General features: G+C 58.5%; 20 protein-coding genes and 1 other RNA gene. 13 read left to right on the plus strand and 8 right to left on the minus strand.

Annotated elements, in window-relative coordinates; translation table 11 throughout:
* Positions 1 to 89: 89 nt before the first annotated feature.
* The 4 genes from ribB (at position 90) to ACP15N_RS12350 (ending at position 2,699) form a co-directional block, all read left to right on the plus strand.
* Entirely contained in the window at positions 90 to 1,214 is a 1,125-nt protein-coding gene (gene ribB / locus ACP15N_RS12335) for a 3,4-dihydroxy-2-butanone-4-phosphate synthase (RefSeq protein ID WP_425092584.1), read from the plus strand.
* 2 nt (positions 1,215 to 1,216) lie between these two features.
* Entirely contained in the window at positions 1,217 to 1,729 is a 513-nt protein-coding gene (locus tag ACP15N_RS12340; protein ID WP_425092585.1) for a 6,7-dimethyl-8-ribityllumazine synthase, read from the plus strand.
* 9 nt (positions 1,730 to 1,738) lie between these two features.
* The gene (gene nusB, locus ACP15N_RS12345) at positions 1,739 to 2,221 is read left to right on the plus strand and encodes a transcription antitermination factor NusB (RefSeq protein WP_425092586.1); all 483 of its coding nucleotides are present in this window, start codon (positions 1,739 to 1,741) and stop codon (positions 2,219 to 2,221) included.
* A 145-nt stretch (positions 2,222 to 2,366) separates the two neighbouring features.
* Positions 2,367 to 2,699, plus strand: a complete 333-nt coding sequence (locus ACP15N_RS12350; protein WP_425092587.1) for a hypothetical protein — start codon at positions 2,367 to 2,369, stop codon at positions 2,697 to 2,699.
* Between the two features lie 8 nt (positions 2,700 to 2,707).
* Here the strand turns inward: ACP15N_RS12350 and ssrS are convergent.
* Positions 2,708 to 2,862, minus strand: a non-coding RNA gene (gene ssrS / locus ACP15N_RS12355) — 6S RNA.
* Between the two features lie 91 nt (positions 2,863 to 2,953).
* Between ssrS and ACP15N_RS12360 the strand changes: the two genes are divergently transcribed.
* The 5 genes from ACP15N_RS12360 (at position 2,954) to ACP15N_RS12380 (ending at position 6,382) form a co-directional block, all read left to right on the plus strand.
* Complete coding sequence (locus tag ACP15N_RS12360) at positions 2,954 to 3,415, plus strand: MmcB family DNA repair protein (protein WP_425092588.1); 462 nt, start codon at positions 2,954 to 2,956, stop codon at positions 3,413 to 3,415.
* Between the two features lie 47 nt (positions 3,416 to 3,462).
* Positions 3,463 to 4,221, plus strand: coding sequence for an alpha/beta fold hydrolase (locus ACP15N_RS12365; protein ID WP_425092589.1), 759 nt, complete (start codon positions 3,463 to 3,465; stop codon positions 4,219 to 4,221).
* Positions 4,214 to 4,867 carry a hypothetical protein gene (locus tag ACP15N_RS12370; protein ID WP_425092590.1) on the plus strand — a complete coding sequence of 218 codons (654 nt, stop codon included), beginning with the start codon at positions 4,214 to 4,216 and terminating at the stop codon, positions 4,865 to 4,867. Before ACP15N_RS12365 ends, ACP15N_RS12370 begins: the two co-directional genes overlap by 8 nt.
* 17 nt (positions 4,868 to 4,884) lie before the next feature.
* On the plus strand, positions 4,885 to 5,643 hold the full coding sequence (locus ACP15N_RS12375) for a LytTR family DNA-binding domain-containing protein (protein ID WP_425092591.1): 759 nt from the start codon (positions 4,885 to 4,887) through the stop codon (positions 5,641 to 5,643).
* Between the two features lie 115 nt (positions 5,644 to 5,758).
* Entirely contained in the window at positions 5,759 to 6,382 is a 624-nt protein-coding gene (locus ACP15N_RS12380; protein WP_425092593.1) for an outer membrane protein, read from the plus strand.
* A gap of 60 nt (positions 6,383 to 6,442) precedes the next feature.
* On the opposite strand, the gene phaZ is transcribed toward ACP15N_RS12380, so the two are convergent.
* Entirely contained in the window at positions 6,443 to 7,711 is a 1,269-nt protein-coding gene (gene phaZ, locus ACP15N_RS12385; protein ID WP_425092594.1) for a polyhydroxyalkanoate depolymerase, read from the minus strand.
* Between the two features lie 102 nt (positions 7,712 to 7,813).
* Between phaZ and ACP15N_RS12390 the strand changes: the two genes are divergently transcribed.
* The 4 genes from ACP15N_RS12390 (at position 7,814) to phaR (ending at position 11,555) form a co-directional block, all read left to right on the plus strand.
* Positions 7,814 to 9,628, plus strand: coding sequence for a PHA/PHB synthase family protein (locus ACP15N_RS12390; protein WP_425092595.1), 1,815 nt, complete (start codon positions 7,814 to 7,816; stop codon positions 9,626 to 9,628).
* Between the two features lie 127 nt (positions 9,629 to 9,755).
* Positions 9,756 to 10,202, plus strand: coding sequence for a phasin family protein (locus tag ACP15N_RS12395; RefSeq protein ID WP_425092596.1), 447 nt, complete (start codon positions 9,756 to 9,758; stop codon positions 10,200 to 10,202).
* Between the two features lie 209 nt (positions 10,203 to 10,411).
* Positions 10,412 to 10,861, plus strand: a complete 450-nt coding sequence (locus ACP15N_RS12400) for a phasin family protein (protein ID WP_425092597.1) — start codon at positions 10,412 to 10,414, stop codon at positions 10,859 to 10,861.
* Between the two features lie 127 nt (positions 10,862 to 10,988).
* On the plus strand, positions 10,989 to 11,555 hold the full coding sequence (phaR, locus tag ACP15N_RS12405; RefSeq protein ID WP_425092598.1) for a polyhydroxyalkanoate synthesis repressor PhaR: 567 nt from the start codon (positions 10,989 to 10,991) through the stop codon (positions 11,553 to 11,555).
* Between the two features lie 37 nt (positions 11,556 to 11,592).
* Here phaR and ACP15N_RS12410 read toward each other — a convergent pair whose 3' ends face one another.
* The 6 genes from ACP15N_RS12410 to ACP15N_RS12435 form a co-directional block, all read right to left on the minus strand.
* Positions 11,593 to 12,303 carry a type 1 glutamine amidotransferase gene (locus tag ACP15N_RS12410; RefSeq protein ID WP_425092599.1) on the minus strand — a complete coding sequence of 237 codons (711 nt, stop codon included), beginning with the start codon at positions 12,301 to 12,303 and terminating at the stop codon, positions 11,593 to 11,595.
* Positions 12,304 to 12,368: 65 nt separating this feature from the next.
* Complete coding sequence (locus ACP15N_RS12415; protein ID WP_425092600.1) at positions 12,369 to 13,175, minus strand: ABC transporter permease; 807 nt, start codon at positions 13,173 to 13,175, stop codon at positions 12,369 to 12,371.
* A complete protein-coding gene (locus tag ACP15N_RS12420; protein WP_425092601.1) occupies positions 13,172 to 14,056 on the minus strand; it encodes an ABC transporter permease in 885 nt (294 codons plus the stop codon). The genes ACP15N_RS12415 and ACP15N_RS12420 overlap by 4 nt, the downstream gene beginning before the upstream one ends.
* A gap of 45 nt (positions 14,057 to 14,101) precedes the next feature.
* Complete coding sequence (locus ACP15N_RS12425) at positions 14,102 to 14,830, minus strand: transporter substrate-binding domain-containing protein (protein WP_425092602.1); 729 nt, start codon at positions 14,828 to 14,830, stop codon at positions 14,102 to 14,104.
* 37 nt (positions 14,831 to 14,867) lie between these two features.
* A complete protein-coding gene (locus tag ACP15N_RS12430) occupies positions 14,868 to 15,647 on the minus strand; it encodes an ABC transporter ATP-binding protein (RefSeq protein WP_425092603.1) in 780 nt (259 codons plus the stop codon).
* Between the two features lie 130 nt (positions 15,648 to 15,777).
* On the minus strand, positions 15,778 to 16,221 hold the full coding sequence (locus ACP15N_RS12435) for a TerB family tellurite resistance protein (RefSeq protein WP_425092604.1): 444 nt from the start codon (positions 16,219 to 16,221) through the stop codon (positions 15,778 to 15,780).
* Positions 16,222 to 16,252 lie beyond the last annotated feature (31 nt).

Raw genomic sequence — 16,252 nt, forward strand, 5'->3', positions numbered from 1 at the left:
ACGCACAGCTTCTGCGCATGCCGATTGATCCACTGGCCACGCCTGCGCACCTGCGGTATGCCCCCTGCGAACTGGAGTAAGGACCGATTATGGCGGACGCGACAGCTACCCATTATTCCGATGCAATCTCGTCGATCGAAGAGATCATCGAGGATGCGCGAAATGGGCGCATGTTCATTCTGGTCGACCACGAGGATCGCGAAAACGAAGGCGATCTGGTGATCCCGGCGCAGATGGCCACGCCGGACGCGATCAACTTCATGGCGAAGCACGGACGCGGACTGATCTGTCTGTCGCTTACCGGAGAGAGGATTGACCAGCTTGGACTGCCGTTGATGGCCTCCTACAACTCATCGCGTCATGAAACCGCTTTCACGGTGTCGATCGAGGCCCGCGAGGGCGTTTCCACGGGCATTTCCGCCGCGGATCGCGCGCGCACCGTCGCCGTGGCGATTGATGCCGCGAAATCCGCCGCGGATATCGCAACGCCCGGCCATGTCTTTCCGTTGCGTGCGCGAGATGGTGGCGTGCTGGTCCGCGCCGGTCATACCGAGGCGGCGGTGGATGTCAGTCGTCTGGCGGGGCTGAACCCCTCCGGCGTGATCTGCGAGATCATGAACGAAGACGGCTCGATGGCGCGACTGCCTGATCTGGTCGCCTTCGCGCAACGCCATAACCTCAAGATCGGGACGATCAGCGACCTGATCGGCTATCGCCGCCGCAACGACAATCTGGTCAAAGTCACCAAGGAAGAGGTGATTTCCTCGGAATTCGGTGGCGAATGGCAGCAGCGCATCTATACCGACGAGACGCAGGGGGCAGAGCATATCGTGTTGATCAAGGGCGATATCACCACCCCTGAACCCGTCCTTGTACGGATGCATGCGCTTGACCCGATGTTGGACATTATCGGCGTCGGTGGCGCGGGGCGTGCGGGCGAGTTCGGTGATGCCATGTGTGAAGTGGCCGACGAAGGGCGCGGGGCGGTGGTCCTGCTCAGGGACACCACGATGAAAATGGTGCCTGAGAACGCCACCTCGCCGCAGACTTTGCGCCAGTACGGATTGGGGGCGCAGATCCTGTCATCCCTGGGACTGAGCGAGTTGGTGCTGCTGACAAATTCGCCCTCGCCGAAGGTCATCGGGTTGGAGGCTTACGGTCTGACGATCACGGGGACCCGCAAAATTCCCTCACGCCGTTTGAAGGAGGGCTGAGCATGGCCGGATCAGAGACCCATTATGAAATGCCGCTCCCGAGTTTTGACAAACCGGTCAAGGTTTTGATCGTGCTGTCGCCTTACTACAAGGATATCGCGGACGGGTTGGAGGCAGGCGCACGGTCGGTGTTGGCCGAGGTCGGGGCAGAGGTGGACATGGTTCATGTCCCCGGCGCGCTGGAGATCCCGACCGCCATCCGGGTGGCCCATGCGCAGGCTGAGTATGACGGTTACGTTGCCCTTGGTTGCGTGATCCGGGGCGAGACCACCCATTACGAGACCGTGTGCAATGACAGCTCTCACGGTCTGATGTTGCTGGGACTGCAAGGTGCGCTGCTGGGCAATGGGATTCTGACCGTTGAAAACAAGGACCAGGCACTCGTACGCGCAGACCCCGAGGGGCAGAACAAGGGTGGGGGGGCCGCAGCGGCGGCCTTGCATCTGATCGCACTTTCACGCAGTTACGCGCGCCAGACGAAGGGTATCGGCTTCAAGGCCGGCACCACGCAATAAGGACATGTCATGACACGCCCCAAGCCCTCGTCCGAGGATCGTCGCCAGATGAAATCAGCCGCGCGGCTCTATGCCGTTCAGGCCCTGTTCCAGATGGAGTCCTCCGGGCAAAGCAGTGATGTTGTGGTGCAGGAGTTCGAGGATCACCGGTTCGGGGCTGAATACGAAGAGGGCACGTTTGCCGAAGGCAATATCGACCTGTTCCGCAAGACCATCGGCGACGCGGTGAACTGGCAGGCGAGAATTGATCAGATGACGGACCGTGCGCTGGTTGCTGCTTGGCCAATTGACCGGATCGACCCGACGTTGCGCGCGCTTTTTCGCGCGGCTGGTGCTGAGATGGTCGCCAACGACACGCCGCCCCGGGTCGTGATCACCGAATACGTGGATGTGGCGCGCGCTTTCTTTCCCGAAGGCAAAGAGCCCAAATTCGTGAACGCAGTTCTGGATCATATGGCGCGCGAAGCCCAGCCCGAGGCGTTCAACGCCTGATTACGGACCGGGCGCGATCGCCGCGAAGTGCAACCCGAATAAGCAGTCGACCTTGCATCGGCAGGATTCTGCGCTGCAGCGTTTCCGTGACTGGCCAATTCCGGTGTGCCGACTATGTGTCTGCTCAAAGCCCCGGAGCCACGTCATGCCCAACCTCGTACGCCTTTATCTTCAGCAATGCGCCATCGGCTTTGCCCTGGCGATCCTGTTCGTCGCCATCCTGTTTACCTTCGATGTGGGCGGGCTCTGGACGCTCGTGTCCAATTCGGATGTGGGTATCACTGCGACGATCATGCTGGTGATGTTCAACGCGATTGTCTTCTCGGGGGCGCAGTTTGCGTTCGTGATCATGCGTATGGCTGATCCGAATGAGGAACAGATCGTTGTTCCGGCGCGCCCTACGCCCCAACCCCGCACGCGTCGGTCGGACATTCCGGTGGTAGAGAAGAAACGCCGCCATTTCCCCGAAGACCTGTAACGGAAAGTGGCGGGCCCGCGTGTGCCGGGGAGGCGTTGATTCCCGAGGACCTGTATATACAGGTGGGCGCCAGGTAAACGGACCAGGATCCGGACAGAGCCAGCTCCCTCGGAATTGCTTAAGGCCACTGGAATTGTACCTGTGTCGAACACCGCAGTACCCGCCTCGGCTTACATAGGCAGTACGGGCGGGCCGGACAAGGCAATTCGGCGATCACACTGGACAGATGTTCACGATGTGTTCATATTCGGCGCATGACGCAACACGACCCATCGCTCGATCTGCTCCAACCCGGTCAACGTCTGGCCCGGGGAGTGTGTCGGATGTTGCGGAGCCTCGACTTCGCCTGCCTTGAGGAATTCGCACCCGAACGCGGGTTACGGGTCGACGTCATGGCGCTGGGACCAAAGGGCGAACTGTGGGTGGTAGAATGCAAGTCAAGCCGGGCCGACTTTGTTTCGGATGCCAAGTGGACCGGGTATCTGGAGTATTGCGACCGCTATTTCTGGGCGGTGGACGCTGATTTCCCTATTGAACTGCTGCCTGAAAGCACGGGTCTGATCTTTGCCGATGGCTATGATGCAGAGATTCGGACCATGCCGGATGTTAGCGCGCTTGCAGCAGCGCGGCGCAAAGTGCTGACGCGCAAATTCGGGCGCGCGGCAGCTGGTCGGTTGCAAGGGTTGCGGGACCCTGACGCGATCCTGGGTGGTTGAGCGTCCCGCACTGTGCCCCTACGCTATGCGCACCAGTTACGGGCGACATGATGGACACACTGAACACCGCACGCGGACGAAAGCTTGCCTATGTCAAAACCGGAGGAACAGGCCCCACAGTAGTGTTTCTTGGGGGTCTCCGCTCCGATATGTCGGGAACCAAGGCGCTTTACCTTGAGGAGTGGGCAAAGACCCGGGGCCAGAAGTTTCTGAGGTTCGACTATTCCGGGCACGGGGAAAGTTCTGGCGCGTTTGAAGATGGCTCGGTAGCTGAATGGGCCGAGGATGCCATTGATCTGTTGACGGCTGTTACAAATGGACCACTGGTTCTCGTCGGGTCGTCCATGGGTGGATGGGTCTCTTTGGTTGTTGCAAAAGCTTTGAAGGAGCGCGTTTCGGGGCTTGTCACGGTTGCTGCTGCACCAGATTTTACCGAAGACGAATGGTGGGCCGGATTTTCCGAGGCACAACGCGCGGTGCTGGAGCGGGACGGCCGGATCGAAGTGCCATCTGACTATGACGAAGGACCCTATGTCGTGACGTACAAGTTGATCGAAGACAGCCGCCGCATATTGGTCTTTCCCGAACCGCTGCCCTTGCCGTTCCCGGTCCGGTTTTTGCATGGCACCGCAGATGAGGTGGTCCCGACCACGCTCGCCCTGCGTCTGCTTGACCATGCAGAGGCGACGGACATGCGCCTTACGCTTGTTGACGGGGCGGATCATCGGTTTTCGACGCCGGACTGCCTTGAGTTGATCGCGGCGAGCATCGCGGAGGTACTGGGCAGGGGACAAACCCTTGCGTAGCCCGCAAAGCCTGATCGCGCTCGAGGATTTGGGACGCCAGCGCCTTAGCAGATATTTTGCATTTCGTGATTTTCTGCATACTGAAATCGGTAGTCTCTATCAGATATCGAATATCCCAGAGGATCCCGCACTTGCGCTGGCTTCGGGACGCAAGCTGGCCACGGAATTGCTGGACCCGCTGGTGGAAACCTTTGGTCCCGTGGATATCCGGTCTGGTTACAGGTCGCCCTCGCTCAATCATTTCGGAGCCACGCAGGTGCGTCCGCAAAAATGCGCGGCAAATGAGAAAAACTACGCGGGTCATATCTGGGACCGGCGCGACAGCGAAGGGCGCATGGGCGCATGTGTCAGTGTCTCCATCCCATGGTTTGCTGCCCAATACGCGCAAGGTCGGGATTGGCGTGATCTTGCGTGGTGGCTTTGGGATCACCTGGTATTTCACGAGGTCTATTTCTTTCCCAAGACAGCGGCGTTCAATCTGACCTGGCGGGAGCAACCGGAGAAACGGATCTTGTCCTACATCGCGCCGCGCGGACTGCTGGCGAGCGCATCGACATCGCCGCCGCAAGGGCGCAGCGAGCGGTACCTTGATTTTCCGCCGTTCCGCGCAATCTCGTACCCGTGGCCAGACATCCCGCCAGTTTAAGACATCACCTGCGGCGGTTGGATCCGCGAACGAGTTGGATCGGGTTCCTGCTCGGTGCATCCGCTGCATTGGTGGTTTTCCTGTTTCTGCTCAATCCGCAAGCCTCTTCCGGGCTCTCGACAGGGCCGCGCATGCTGTTTTGGGTGTTGCATGTCGTCATGCCCATTGCGCTGGCGCAAGGGTTTCAGATCGGGTTTTCCCGCTGGACGCGTGTGCCTGTCTGGCCCGCAATCCTTTTGTCAGCTGGTCTTGCGGCCCTTACCTTCGCGCCGTTCGCAACGCTTTTCGATTTTTGGTTTGCGACGCCCGGCGATGAAAAAGAAGCCACGATGTCCGGCGTTGTCAGCCTGCTGGACGAGTTCCTGGCGCTGGCGCCACCGGTGATCCTGTGTTGGGCGGCGCTGAATGCGTTGAGAGGCGTTCGGCTTCCGACAGCGGTTGACACACGGAGGTCTGAAACCTCCGGATTTCTCCGCCTGATCAGACCCGAGTTACGGCAAGACGGATTGGTGGACATCATCGCGCTGTCCGCTGAGCTGCACTATACGCGGGTCTACACACCTCGTGGAGACGATCTGGTGCTTTATGCGTTTTCCAAGGCAATGACAGAGGTCGGCGATGGCATTCAGGTTCACCGCTCACACTGGGTCTCCAGCCGGTTCGTTGAGCGACTGGACAGGCACAAGAACGGATGGCGCGTCTGTTTGCGCAATGGTCTTGTGCTGCCTGTGGCGCGCGCGCGCCGCAAACAGGTTGCCGATGCCCTGAACCTCTGACCGTTCGTGCATTGCTATTTACCGTTCGTGCAGCGGCGATGGACGCCTGCGAATTTTTTGCCAGCTTTCGAAATGACTTGGCGATCCATCCCGCCGAACATTTCAGGAGAGCAGAATGCAAAACCCAATTTACTCAAGGCTGCTCGTCGCAGCGGCAATCGTTGTGTCTACGGCCCCGGCGCAGGCCGACGGCCAGTTTTACGGGCGCCTGTCGGCGGGCGCGTCTACGCTATCCGACCCGGACGTGGTCGGGGCAATTTCTGGCGAAGCCTCTTTCGGGACAGGGCAGGCGTTTGGTGGTGCGCTTGGATATGATTACGCAGGCAGCCCGTTTCGGTCTGAGATTGAGTACATTTATCGCACTGCCGACGCCGACCCGTTTGGTGGCAGCGGTGGCGGTGACCTGGCATCCACGACCGTTGCCCTGAACGGCTACTATGATTTCGCGACCGCTGGATCGATTGCGCCGTATCTTGGCGCTGGTGTTGGCTATGCCACCGAGATTGATTTCGACATCGGCTCGGGGACCGGTGAGGGCGAATACTCGGACACGGGCATTCCGATGTTCCAACTGATGGCTGGGGCGCGCTACCCCATAAATGACCGGTTCTCACTGACTGCCGAGCTTCGGTATTTCGATGCGGGATCTGTGACGCTTGTCCAAAGTGGAGGGACAGGCACGCTTGATCTCGACTACTCAGGGGTTGAGGTCAGCGTCGGCCTGCAAGTTTCGTTCTGAAGTTAGGAAAACGCGCCCGGATGCCGGGCGCGTGCAGGTCGCAAAACCGCTGGTCTTGCGTCAGCCGGTGCTGGTCAGGGTGACAACGGTCGAGTCCGGGTCACTGTTGGCGTCGATAAATTCCAAGACAAGCGGCCGAATGTTGTTCCGCCAGGACTTGCCGGCGAAGATGCCGTAATGTCCCGCGCCGGGTTCAAGGTGGCTTGCCTTCTTGCTGTCGGGCAGACCCGTGCACAGGTCCAGCGCTGCGACGCACTGGCCCGGCGCGGAGATGTCGTCGTTCATCCCTTCGACCGTTTTCACTGCAACGGTTGTGATCTTGCCGATATCGACATGTTTGCCGTTCACGGTGAACTCGTTCTTGGCGATTTCACACCGCTTGAAGATGCGGTTCACGGTGGAAAGGTAAAACTCTGCCGTCATGTCCATGACGGCGAGGTATTCGTCGTAGAACCGGTTGTGCGCATCGTGGTCGGCCGCTTCGCCCTTGGCAGCGCGGACGATCTGATCCGTAAAGGCTTTGCCGTGCCGTTCTGCGTTCATCCCCATGAAGGATGCGAGCTGCAACAGGCCAGGATAGACCATCCGGCCCACCCCTGCATACTTGAAGCCCACGCGCTGTATCATCGTGTGTTCCAATTGCCCCATCGTCACGCGGTTTCCGAAATCGGTGACTTCGGTGGGTGTGGCGTCCGGGTCGATCGGACCGCCGATAAGGGTCAATGACCGAGGTTGTGCCTCCGGCTCTTCGCCTGCCAGGTATGCTGTTGCGGCAAGGGTCAGCGGTGCAGGTTGACAGACCGCGATAACATGCGTGTCAGGGCCCATTTCCTTCATGAAATCAACAAGGTACAGCGTATAGTCTTCGACGTCGAACTTGCCTTTCGACACTGGAATGTCGCGGGCGTTGTGCCAGTCCGTGATGTAGACCTCGCAGTCCGGCAGCAGGCTCAGAACCGTGGATCGCAGCAGCGTCGCATAGTGACCGGACATCGGCGCGACCAGCATAACCTTGCGCTTTTTCTCCGGACGGCCCAGCACGTTGAACCGCAGAAGGTCGCCGAACGGCCGCGCGACAACGATCTCGGTCTCGACGAGATGATCCCGACCGTCTTCGGCCACGACGGAGCGAATGCCCCAATCAGGTTTGGCGACCATGCGCGCGAAGGTCCGTTCCGTGACTTCACCCCATCCCGCCATCACCTTGAACATCGGATTGGGCACCATGCCAAGCGCTGGATAAGAAGCCATCGCGCGGGCCGTCGCGCCAAGCCATTCGTTCGTGTTTCGAACGCTTTCCATCAAGTCATAGGTCACGAGGTATTTCACGTGCGTCTCCTTCTCCGGGGCTAGCCGGATCAATTCGTCGCTTTGCCCCCCCGTGCCGGCGACGGTACCTTCGGGCCAGATTCATACGGGGGTTTCGGTGGCATGACAACCGAGTCAGATGGGCAGAACGTCGCGAGCGAAGAAATGGGTGAAAATCTAGAGAAACTCAATGCGAATGTTGCGAAAATGGAAGAGCTTTCGCAACGATTGGTAAGCGCGCTGGCACAGCGCGAGTCGCACGATCAGGGCCTGCAAGGGCCGGGATCGGACGTCTACATGAAGGCCATGGCGGCCTACATCACCGAATTGATGTCGAACCCCGCAAAACTTGTGGAACATCAGGTCGGCTATTGGGGAAAAACCCTCAAACATGTCGTGGAAGCGCAACACATGCTGGCCAAGGGACAGTTGGCCGCACCGCATGATGAACACTCGGGCGACCGCAGATTCAAGAACCCGCTCTGGGACACCCATCCGTATTTCAACTTCGTGAAACAGCAATACCTGATCTCGGCGGAGTCGATCGAAAAGGCCATTGGCGATATCGATGGTCTGGCGGAGATGGACAAACGCCGTGTGTCCTTCTTTTCCAAGCAGATTGTCGATTTGTTTTCTCCGGCCAATTTTCTGACAACAAACCCGGACGCCCTGCAACGCGCGGTCGAAACCAATGGTGAGAGCCTTGTGCAGGGGCTGGAAAACCTCGTGCGCGACATAGAGGCAAACCACGGCGAGCATCTGGTCACACTGTCGGATCCAAATGCATTTGTCGTTGGTCAGGATCTGGCGACGAGTGAAGGATCGGTCGTCTACCGCAACCGGATGTTCGAACTGATCCAGTATGCGCCCAAGACGGAAACGGTACACAAAACACCGCTGATCCTGTTTCCGCCCTGGATCAACAAGTTCTACATTCTCGACCTGAAGCCAAAGAACTCGCTGATCAAATGGATTGTAGAACAGGGCTACACCCTGTTTGTGGTCAGCTGGGTAAACCCCGATGCCAGCTACGCGGATGTCAGCCTGGATACGTACATCGAAGAGGGATATCTGACCGCGATTGACGAGGTTAAGAAAATCACGGGCGAAGCACAGGTCAATGCAGTCGGTTACTGTATCGCCGGAACGACGCTGTCCGCGACCCTTGCCCTTATGAACAAGCGGGGCGACAAGTCGGTCAAGTCAGCGACCTTCTTTACCACATTGACCGATTTCGAGGACGCAGGGGAGATGAGCGTCTTTCTCGACAATGATTTCGTCGACGGTATTGAACGAGAGGTCGACAAGAAGGGGTATCTCCACTCCTTCTTCATGGCGCGGACATTTTCTTTCCTGCGTGCCAATGACCTTGTATACGGTCCCGCGATCCGGTCCTACATGATGGGAGACAAGCCGCCTGCGTTCGATCTGTTGCACTGGAATGGCGACAGCACGAACCTGCCCGGCAAAATGGTGGTGCAGTACCTGCGCGATTTGTGTCAGGACAACAAGCTGGCCAACGGCACCTTCGAGATCTGCGGCGAGACCGTGTCTTTGAAAGATGTGAAGACACCTGTTTATGCGATTGCCTGCGAAACCGATCATATCGCTGCCTGGAAGGGCAGCTTCGAGGGGTTCAAAAAGTTTGGAAGCCGGGACAAGACGTTTATCGTCTCGGAGTCGGGCCACATTGCCGGGATTGTAAACCCGCCGTCAAAGAAGAAATACGGGCACTATACGAACGACGCGAAGATGGAAGACGCCGATGGCTGGATGGAAACCGCCACGTTCAATGACGGGTCATGGTGGCCACGCTGGTCAGGATGGCTTGCGCGTCGCTCCGGCAAGCAGGTCGAGGCGCGGCAGCCCGGCGATTCGACTCACCCGGTTCTGGCCGCGGCACCTGGCACCTACGTAGTTTCTCGCCCAGACGATTGATTTCATTCAGGAATAATTTTTGCCGCGCCGCAGCATTTTTGCTTGAATTGCTGCGGCGCAGCACGTATAAAGTTCGCAGACGCAGAAAACATCCGATGGTCGGATGAGGGCGCGAGGAGCTAATACAATGGCAAAAGCTGAAGATTTCACCAAATACGTTTCCGACATGATGGGTTCTTTCCCGATGGACACGACCGCAATGCAGGACGCTTTCAAAAGCTCCGCAGCGCTGGGCGAGAAAATGTCCAAAGTGGCTCTGGAAGCGGCTGACAAGTCGACCGAGATCTCGACAAAGTGGACCAAAGAAACAATCGCCAAGCTGGGCGATGTGACGGCCGTCAAGTCCGAGCCGACCGACTACACCAAGGCGATGACCGATTTCGCTTCTGCTCAGGCAGAGCTGGCTTCCGAGAACATGGCTGCTTTCGCTGAAGTTGCGAAAAAAGTTCAGATGGAAACTGTTGAACTGATGCTTGCTGCTGGCAAGGAAGTTCAGGAAGAGACCACTGCAGCCGTCAAGAAAGCAACCGCTGAAGCCACCAGCGCTGCCAAGAAAGTCGCTGCTGCAAAGTAAGCGCACGTAAACTGGACACCTTCCTCCTCCCAACTTGGTGTTCTGTTTAGGGGCGGTCCTCACGGGCCGCCCCGCTTTCACTTTCGCGCGCACAATGCAGGCGAAAAAATGCTGCAGTGCAGAAAAACCCTTTGGTGTTACATGCGCAATAGGCTAAAGTATGCGCGCAAAAGCCGCCCAACCCGGGCGCAAGCACAGGAATACGATTCATGGCATCCAAGACTGACGATTTTTCAAAATACATCACCGATATGCTGTCCTCCTACAAAATGGATGGTGAAGCGTTCAAGACTGCGTTCAAGTCAAGCGCAGAGCTGAACGACAAGATGGCAAAAGTCGCGCTCGAAGCTGCCGCGAAGACCAACGAACTGTCTTCCAAATGGGCGAAGGACACACTGGCCAAGATGTCGGACGTCACCAAGTCGAAAGACGAGCCGCAGGATTATTCCAAGGCGATGACCGAATTTGCATCTGCTCAGGCTGAGATGTCTGCCGAGATGGTGTCTGCCTATGCAGAGATCGCCAAGAAGGTTCAGATGGAGACGGTCGAGCTGCTGATGTCGGCGGGCAAGGACGCGCAGGAAGAGATGTCTTCTGCGATCAAGTCTGCCTCTGACGAGATGACCAAGATGGCCGCCAAGGCGACCTCCAAAAAGTAAGCAGCTTTCTAAGCGCGAAGTGGTACAGGGCGGGTTTTCCCCGCCCTTTGCTTTTGAGCGGTAAGGCTTCCTTTTTCTGCAGCGCTGTCATAAGCTTCGCTGCACCGCCAAAAGAAGGAGGGGTCTTGTGGCAGAAAATGAAACGCCGCTTTTGATCAAGCGCTACGCGAGCCGCCGTCTCTACAATACCGAGACCAGCGATTACGTGACGCTGGACGATATTGCCACGTTCATCCGAGAGGGTCGTGATGTGCAGATCGTCGATCTGAAGACCGGCGACAACCTGACCCGACAGTACCTCCTGCAAATCATCGCGGAACATGAAAGCCGGGGGGACAACGTTCTGCCGGTCTCGGTTCTCACGGATCTGGTGCGCAGCTATGCTACCAAGTCAGGCTCTGTTGTCCCGCAATTCCTGGCGGCTTCGTTCGAGATGTTGCGCGACAGTCAGGAAAAGGTCATGGCGAGCATGCCGAACCCGATGGCAGCCGTGCCGGGCTTCGAACAGATGCAAAAACAGCAACGCGCGTTTCTGGAAACGATGATGGGCGGCTGGTCTGGCGGACCCGGAACCACATCACCGAGCGCCGAGGACTCGCAGGTTGCCACGCACGGTTCCGAGGATGGCAACGAGATCGAGGACATAAAACGCCAGCTTGCGGATCTCCAAAAGAAACTCGCAGGAATGAACTAACGCAGCGTCCGAGACGGAAGCGGTCGGGCAGGGGCCTCTAGCCACCCGCTGCTTTCTGCACGGGCCGCCGCTCCCGTTTGAAAAACCGGGCGATTTCCGCCGAGATGATATCAAAATCCAAAGGCTCGCTCAGCAGCATCTCGGCGGTGTCGAGTTGCGATTCCGGGATTGACGAGGTGCCGCGCCGCGCCGCGATCATGTCATGCAGGATTTCCTGTGAATATTCCGGATGGCACTGGACCGTCCACGCACGGTCGCCGTAGGCGAGGCCGGCGTGATGGCAAAACAAGGACGTGGCAATCGTCTTGGCGCCCGGCGGCGCATCAAGCACCTGATCCTGATGCCACGCATTCAGCGCGAGATCACCAAGTCCTTCGAATGAATACACATGACGCCCAACAGACCAGCCTCCCTGGAATTTCTCCACCCGTCCACCAAGCGCCTTGGCGATAACCTGATGGCCAAAGCAGATACCCACCATCGGCACCGCCGCCGAATGGGCCTTGCGAATGAACGCTTGCAGGGGCGGCAAAAACCCGTGGTTCTCGTAGACACCGAGGCGTGAGCCGGGGATGAGCCATCCGTCGCAGGCGTAAACAGACGTTGGCAGGTCGAGCGTTTCGGCGGAATACGTTTTGAAGTTGAAGCCGTGCCGCGCCAGCATGCGGGCAAAGATCGCCGGGTAGTCGCCATGACGCTCAACCACGCGATCCGGCGGCTTGCCACACTCTAGAATGCCGATCTGCATTCTGCCCTATCCGTCTGTTTCCCACCGAAAAGGCTACGCCCAAAGCGAAAACCGGGCAAGCATCGTTAACGAATGAGGGTCGGGCGCAGTTTCAAGCGCGGGCGGTTTCCCGCAGCGAGGTGGCGATTGAGACGTTTGTTGACGCCGCCGAACAGCAGGATCACCCCGAGGGTCAGCAAGATGAAGTAGAACGCCACGATTGGATACGGAATAAACGGATTGAAGGTTTTGTCGGCGAAGTAATTTGCATAGTAGAGCGCATCACCGCGTTGCTGAAATGCCGGGAAGCCAGCAAAAAACACAAGCGTTGTTGCATGGAAAAGGAAGATCGCCTCGTTGGTGTAAGACGGCCACGCCAGTCGAAGCATCGTCGGCCATGTAACGCGCCGAAATTTCGTCCAGCCTGAGAGCCCATAGGCATCTGCGGCCTCCAGATCCCCCTTTGGCACGGAACGCAGCGCGCCATAGAAGATCTCGCCTGTGTAGGCAGATGTGTTCAGAAACAGCACGACAAGCGCGCCCAACCAGGCGGAGGTGAATGGATCGAAGAAACTCGACACCGTCTTGAGCTGGATGAATAGGAAATACGCCAGGAAGAACTGGATAAACAGCGGCGAGCCCCGGAAGACGAAAATGAACCATTCCGCCGGTTTGCGCACCGCCGTGATCGGGCTTGCCTTGCCCAGAGCGACAGCCGTCGCGACGAAGAACCCCAGGATGAGCGCGAACGCTCCGAAGTAGATGTTCCAGATTAAACCCGAGCCGATCAGCACGAATTGCTCACACAAGGTGAAATCAGACCTGGGAAGCAGACGCTCTCCATAGCCGAGCGAGCGAAGTGCATAATCCTGGATGGTCTGGGCGCAACTCATGCGGCGGCTTTCCGCTGCGCTTCGCCGGCCATGGTGGCTTGCCCATGCGACAAGCGCGTCATCAGGCGCGCGAAACCCTTTTCCGAGACCCAGGTGAGCAGGAGGTAAAACACCAGCAACCCGAGGAAATAGTACATGCGCCAGTCGCCATGCGGGTAGTCGGTAAACCGCGCGGTTTGAACCCCGCCCAGTTCTCGGGCCCAATAGACGATATCTTCGATCCCGAGCAGGAAGAGCAATGGCGTGGCCTTCACGAGGATCTGCCAAAGGTTCGACAAGCCCGGCAAGGCGAAGACCCACATCTGGGGAACCAGAATACGCCAGAAACTCTGCCGCCGGGTCATCCCGTAAGCCTCGGCTGTTTCCATTTGCGCGCGCGGGACCGCCTGCATGGCTCCGTGCAGGACGTTGGCGGCAAATGCGCCGAAAACGAAAGCGAAGGCCAGCACGGCAAGGGTGAAACCATAGGATTCGTGCACCCATTGCGGAGAAGTGGAGAGAGGCAGTTTTGCCTCCGCACAAACAACGAAATCGTTGCCTTGGCGTACAGCCTCTCCCCAGTCAGGGCATTTCCACCTGTGACGAAGGTATTCCAGCCCCTGGTCCAATGCGATGGGCACGAAAAGGAAAAACGCGATGTCAGGGATGCCCCGCACCATTGCCGTATAGACTTTGCCGATCCAGCGGAGCGGCGCGATATGGGACCGCGCAGCCATAGCGCCCAGAAACCCGAAGGTCAGCGCCGCGGGAGCCGTGATCACCAGCAGCAGCATCACCGTCCCGAATGACCCGTAGAATGCGAGATGCTTGCCCGTGGTCAGGTAGCATGAGAGCCAAGTCAGGCCCGAAAGCGTGGAGGGATCGGTGCAATAGGAGAACATGAGAAGTGCAAAGGGGGCGCGGGGCCCCCTTCACCTCTTGTCAGATCAGAACAGCGCCGAGCCGGGCAACCATTTTTCGATCAGCGCGTTCAGCGTCCCGTCATCCTTCATTGACTGGATTGCGGCGTCGAGCTTGGCTTTGAGCTCAGGGTCGCTCTCGCGCACACCGATGCCGATGCCGCCGCCAAGCGACACTTCTTCGCCGACCAATTCGAGGTCTGCGCTTTCTTCGGCAAAGGGTGTCAGAAAGTCCTTGTCGGCCAGAACCGCGTCAACCTCGCCGTTGCGCACGGCGGCAATGGTCTCGTCAGGGGAGGCGAACTCCAACAGCGTCGCGCCCGTGCTGGCGATATAGCCCGCCTGGATGGTGCCGGTCTGTGCGGCGATTACCGCTTCGGACAAGTCGGTGGTCCCAACGGGTGCAAGGAACGCAGACGGCACCGGCGGCACGTAGTTCTGAGTGAAGTCGATGACCTCATCACGTTCGGCGGTGATCGACATGCCTGCGATGATCGTGTCGTAGTTGCCGGAGACCAGATTGGGAATGATGGAGTCCCAGTCATTGGTCACCCATTCACAGGTCAGTTCGGCACGCTTGCACACCTCGTCTCCGACTTCTCGTTCAAGCCCGTCAACCTCGCCTGCATCATTCAGGAAGTTGTAGGGAGGGTAGGCGCCCTCGGTGCCCATGCGCACGGTCTCTCCATGACCCGCAGCGAAGGCGGTGGAGGCTGCGATGGCGGCGAGTGATGTCAACAGGAGTAGCTTTTTCATGGCTGTGAGGTTCCCTTTGATAGTTTTCTTCTTGCCCTTAGTGCGATTGCGTCGCGCTGAGGAATTGTTGCAGACGCGCGGATTTCGGAGCGCCAAAAAGCTGGTCTGGGGGGCCCTCTTCTTCGATCAGGCCCTTGTGCAGAAAAACGACATGATCGGAAACATCCGCCGCGAGGCGCATGTCGTGGGTGACGATCAGCATGGTTCGCCCCTCGACCGCAAGGTCCTTGATGACCTTCACGACCTCCTGCTCCAGTTCCGGATCGAGGGCGGAGGTCGGCTCATCGAAGAGGAGTGCACGTGGTTCCATTGCGAGCCCGCGGGCGATGGCGGCCCGTTGCTGCTGACCACCCGAGAGCTGTGCTGGATAGACATCGCATTTGTCGCCTATGCCGACCTTGTCCAGAAGGCTCCGCGCCAGCGTTTCGACCTGATCCTTGTCTCGGCCCAGAACGGTTACTGGTGCCTCCATGACATTTTGCAGAATGGTCATGTGCGCCCAGAGGTTGAACTGTTGAAACACCATCGACAGGTTGGTCCGAATACGAATGACCTGTTTTGGGTCGCCAGGTCGCCTCGAGGCTCCTTGCCCTTTCCAGATCACAGGCTCCCCGCAAAACCGTACATCGCCTTGTTGACTGTCCTCCAGCAGGTTGCAGCAACGCAAAAGCGTGGATTTGCCGGAGCCGGACGAGCCGATGAGCGAGACGACATCTCCGCGATTGGCCGTGATGCTGACCCCTTTGAGGACCTCCAAAGCGCCGTAGGCCTTGTGGAGCTCGAGAATTTCAATGACTGGTGCGTCTGGCTCGTTCACGTTGGCCCGGCGTCGTTTCCCTGATGCAGCCCGCAGTAGGGGTTAATTTTTCACAGATTGCAATGCCGGGAACGGAAGTTACGTCCGGTCATCCGCCCAATAACGTGTCGGGTGATCAAAACCTGAGCGTTCAGTAAAGTGTTGCCTCGACCCGTTGACGCGCAAGGGCGCTGTCGCGGTCATTGACGCCCAGCAGATTGGCCGCCAGCCGCAGAAGCGTGTTTTCATCCGCGTCGCGCACGCCGTCTGCCAGCACCACATCCCAAAGCGCTTCGATCACGCCGATACGATCCTCGTACTCCACGCCGTCCTTGATCGCTCGGGTAAAGCGGACGGTATCCGGTGCCTGGGCTTCGAGCTTTTCGGCGTCGCTGCGCAGTTTGGCTGCTTCGAACGGGGTCAGCCCATGACGTTTCGCCAAGATCTTGTCGATGCGCGCGACTTCTTCGGTGGCGTAATCGCCGTCCGACCGCGCAATGCGCACCAGCAGCGCCGCCAAGGCCAACTGTGCGTCAGGTTCCGGGAACCGGTCGGTTTCGGGCGCCGTCAGGCGTTTGAGTAGATCACCAAACATACGGGGAATATAAGCCCGCGGGCCGGAAACG

This window comes from Tropicimonas sp. S265A, assembly GCF_049800835.1.
In the GTDB taxonomy this organism is placed as follows: Bacteria; Pseudomonadota; Alphaproteobacteria; order Rhodobacterales; family Rhodobacteraceae; genus Dinoroseobacter.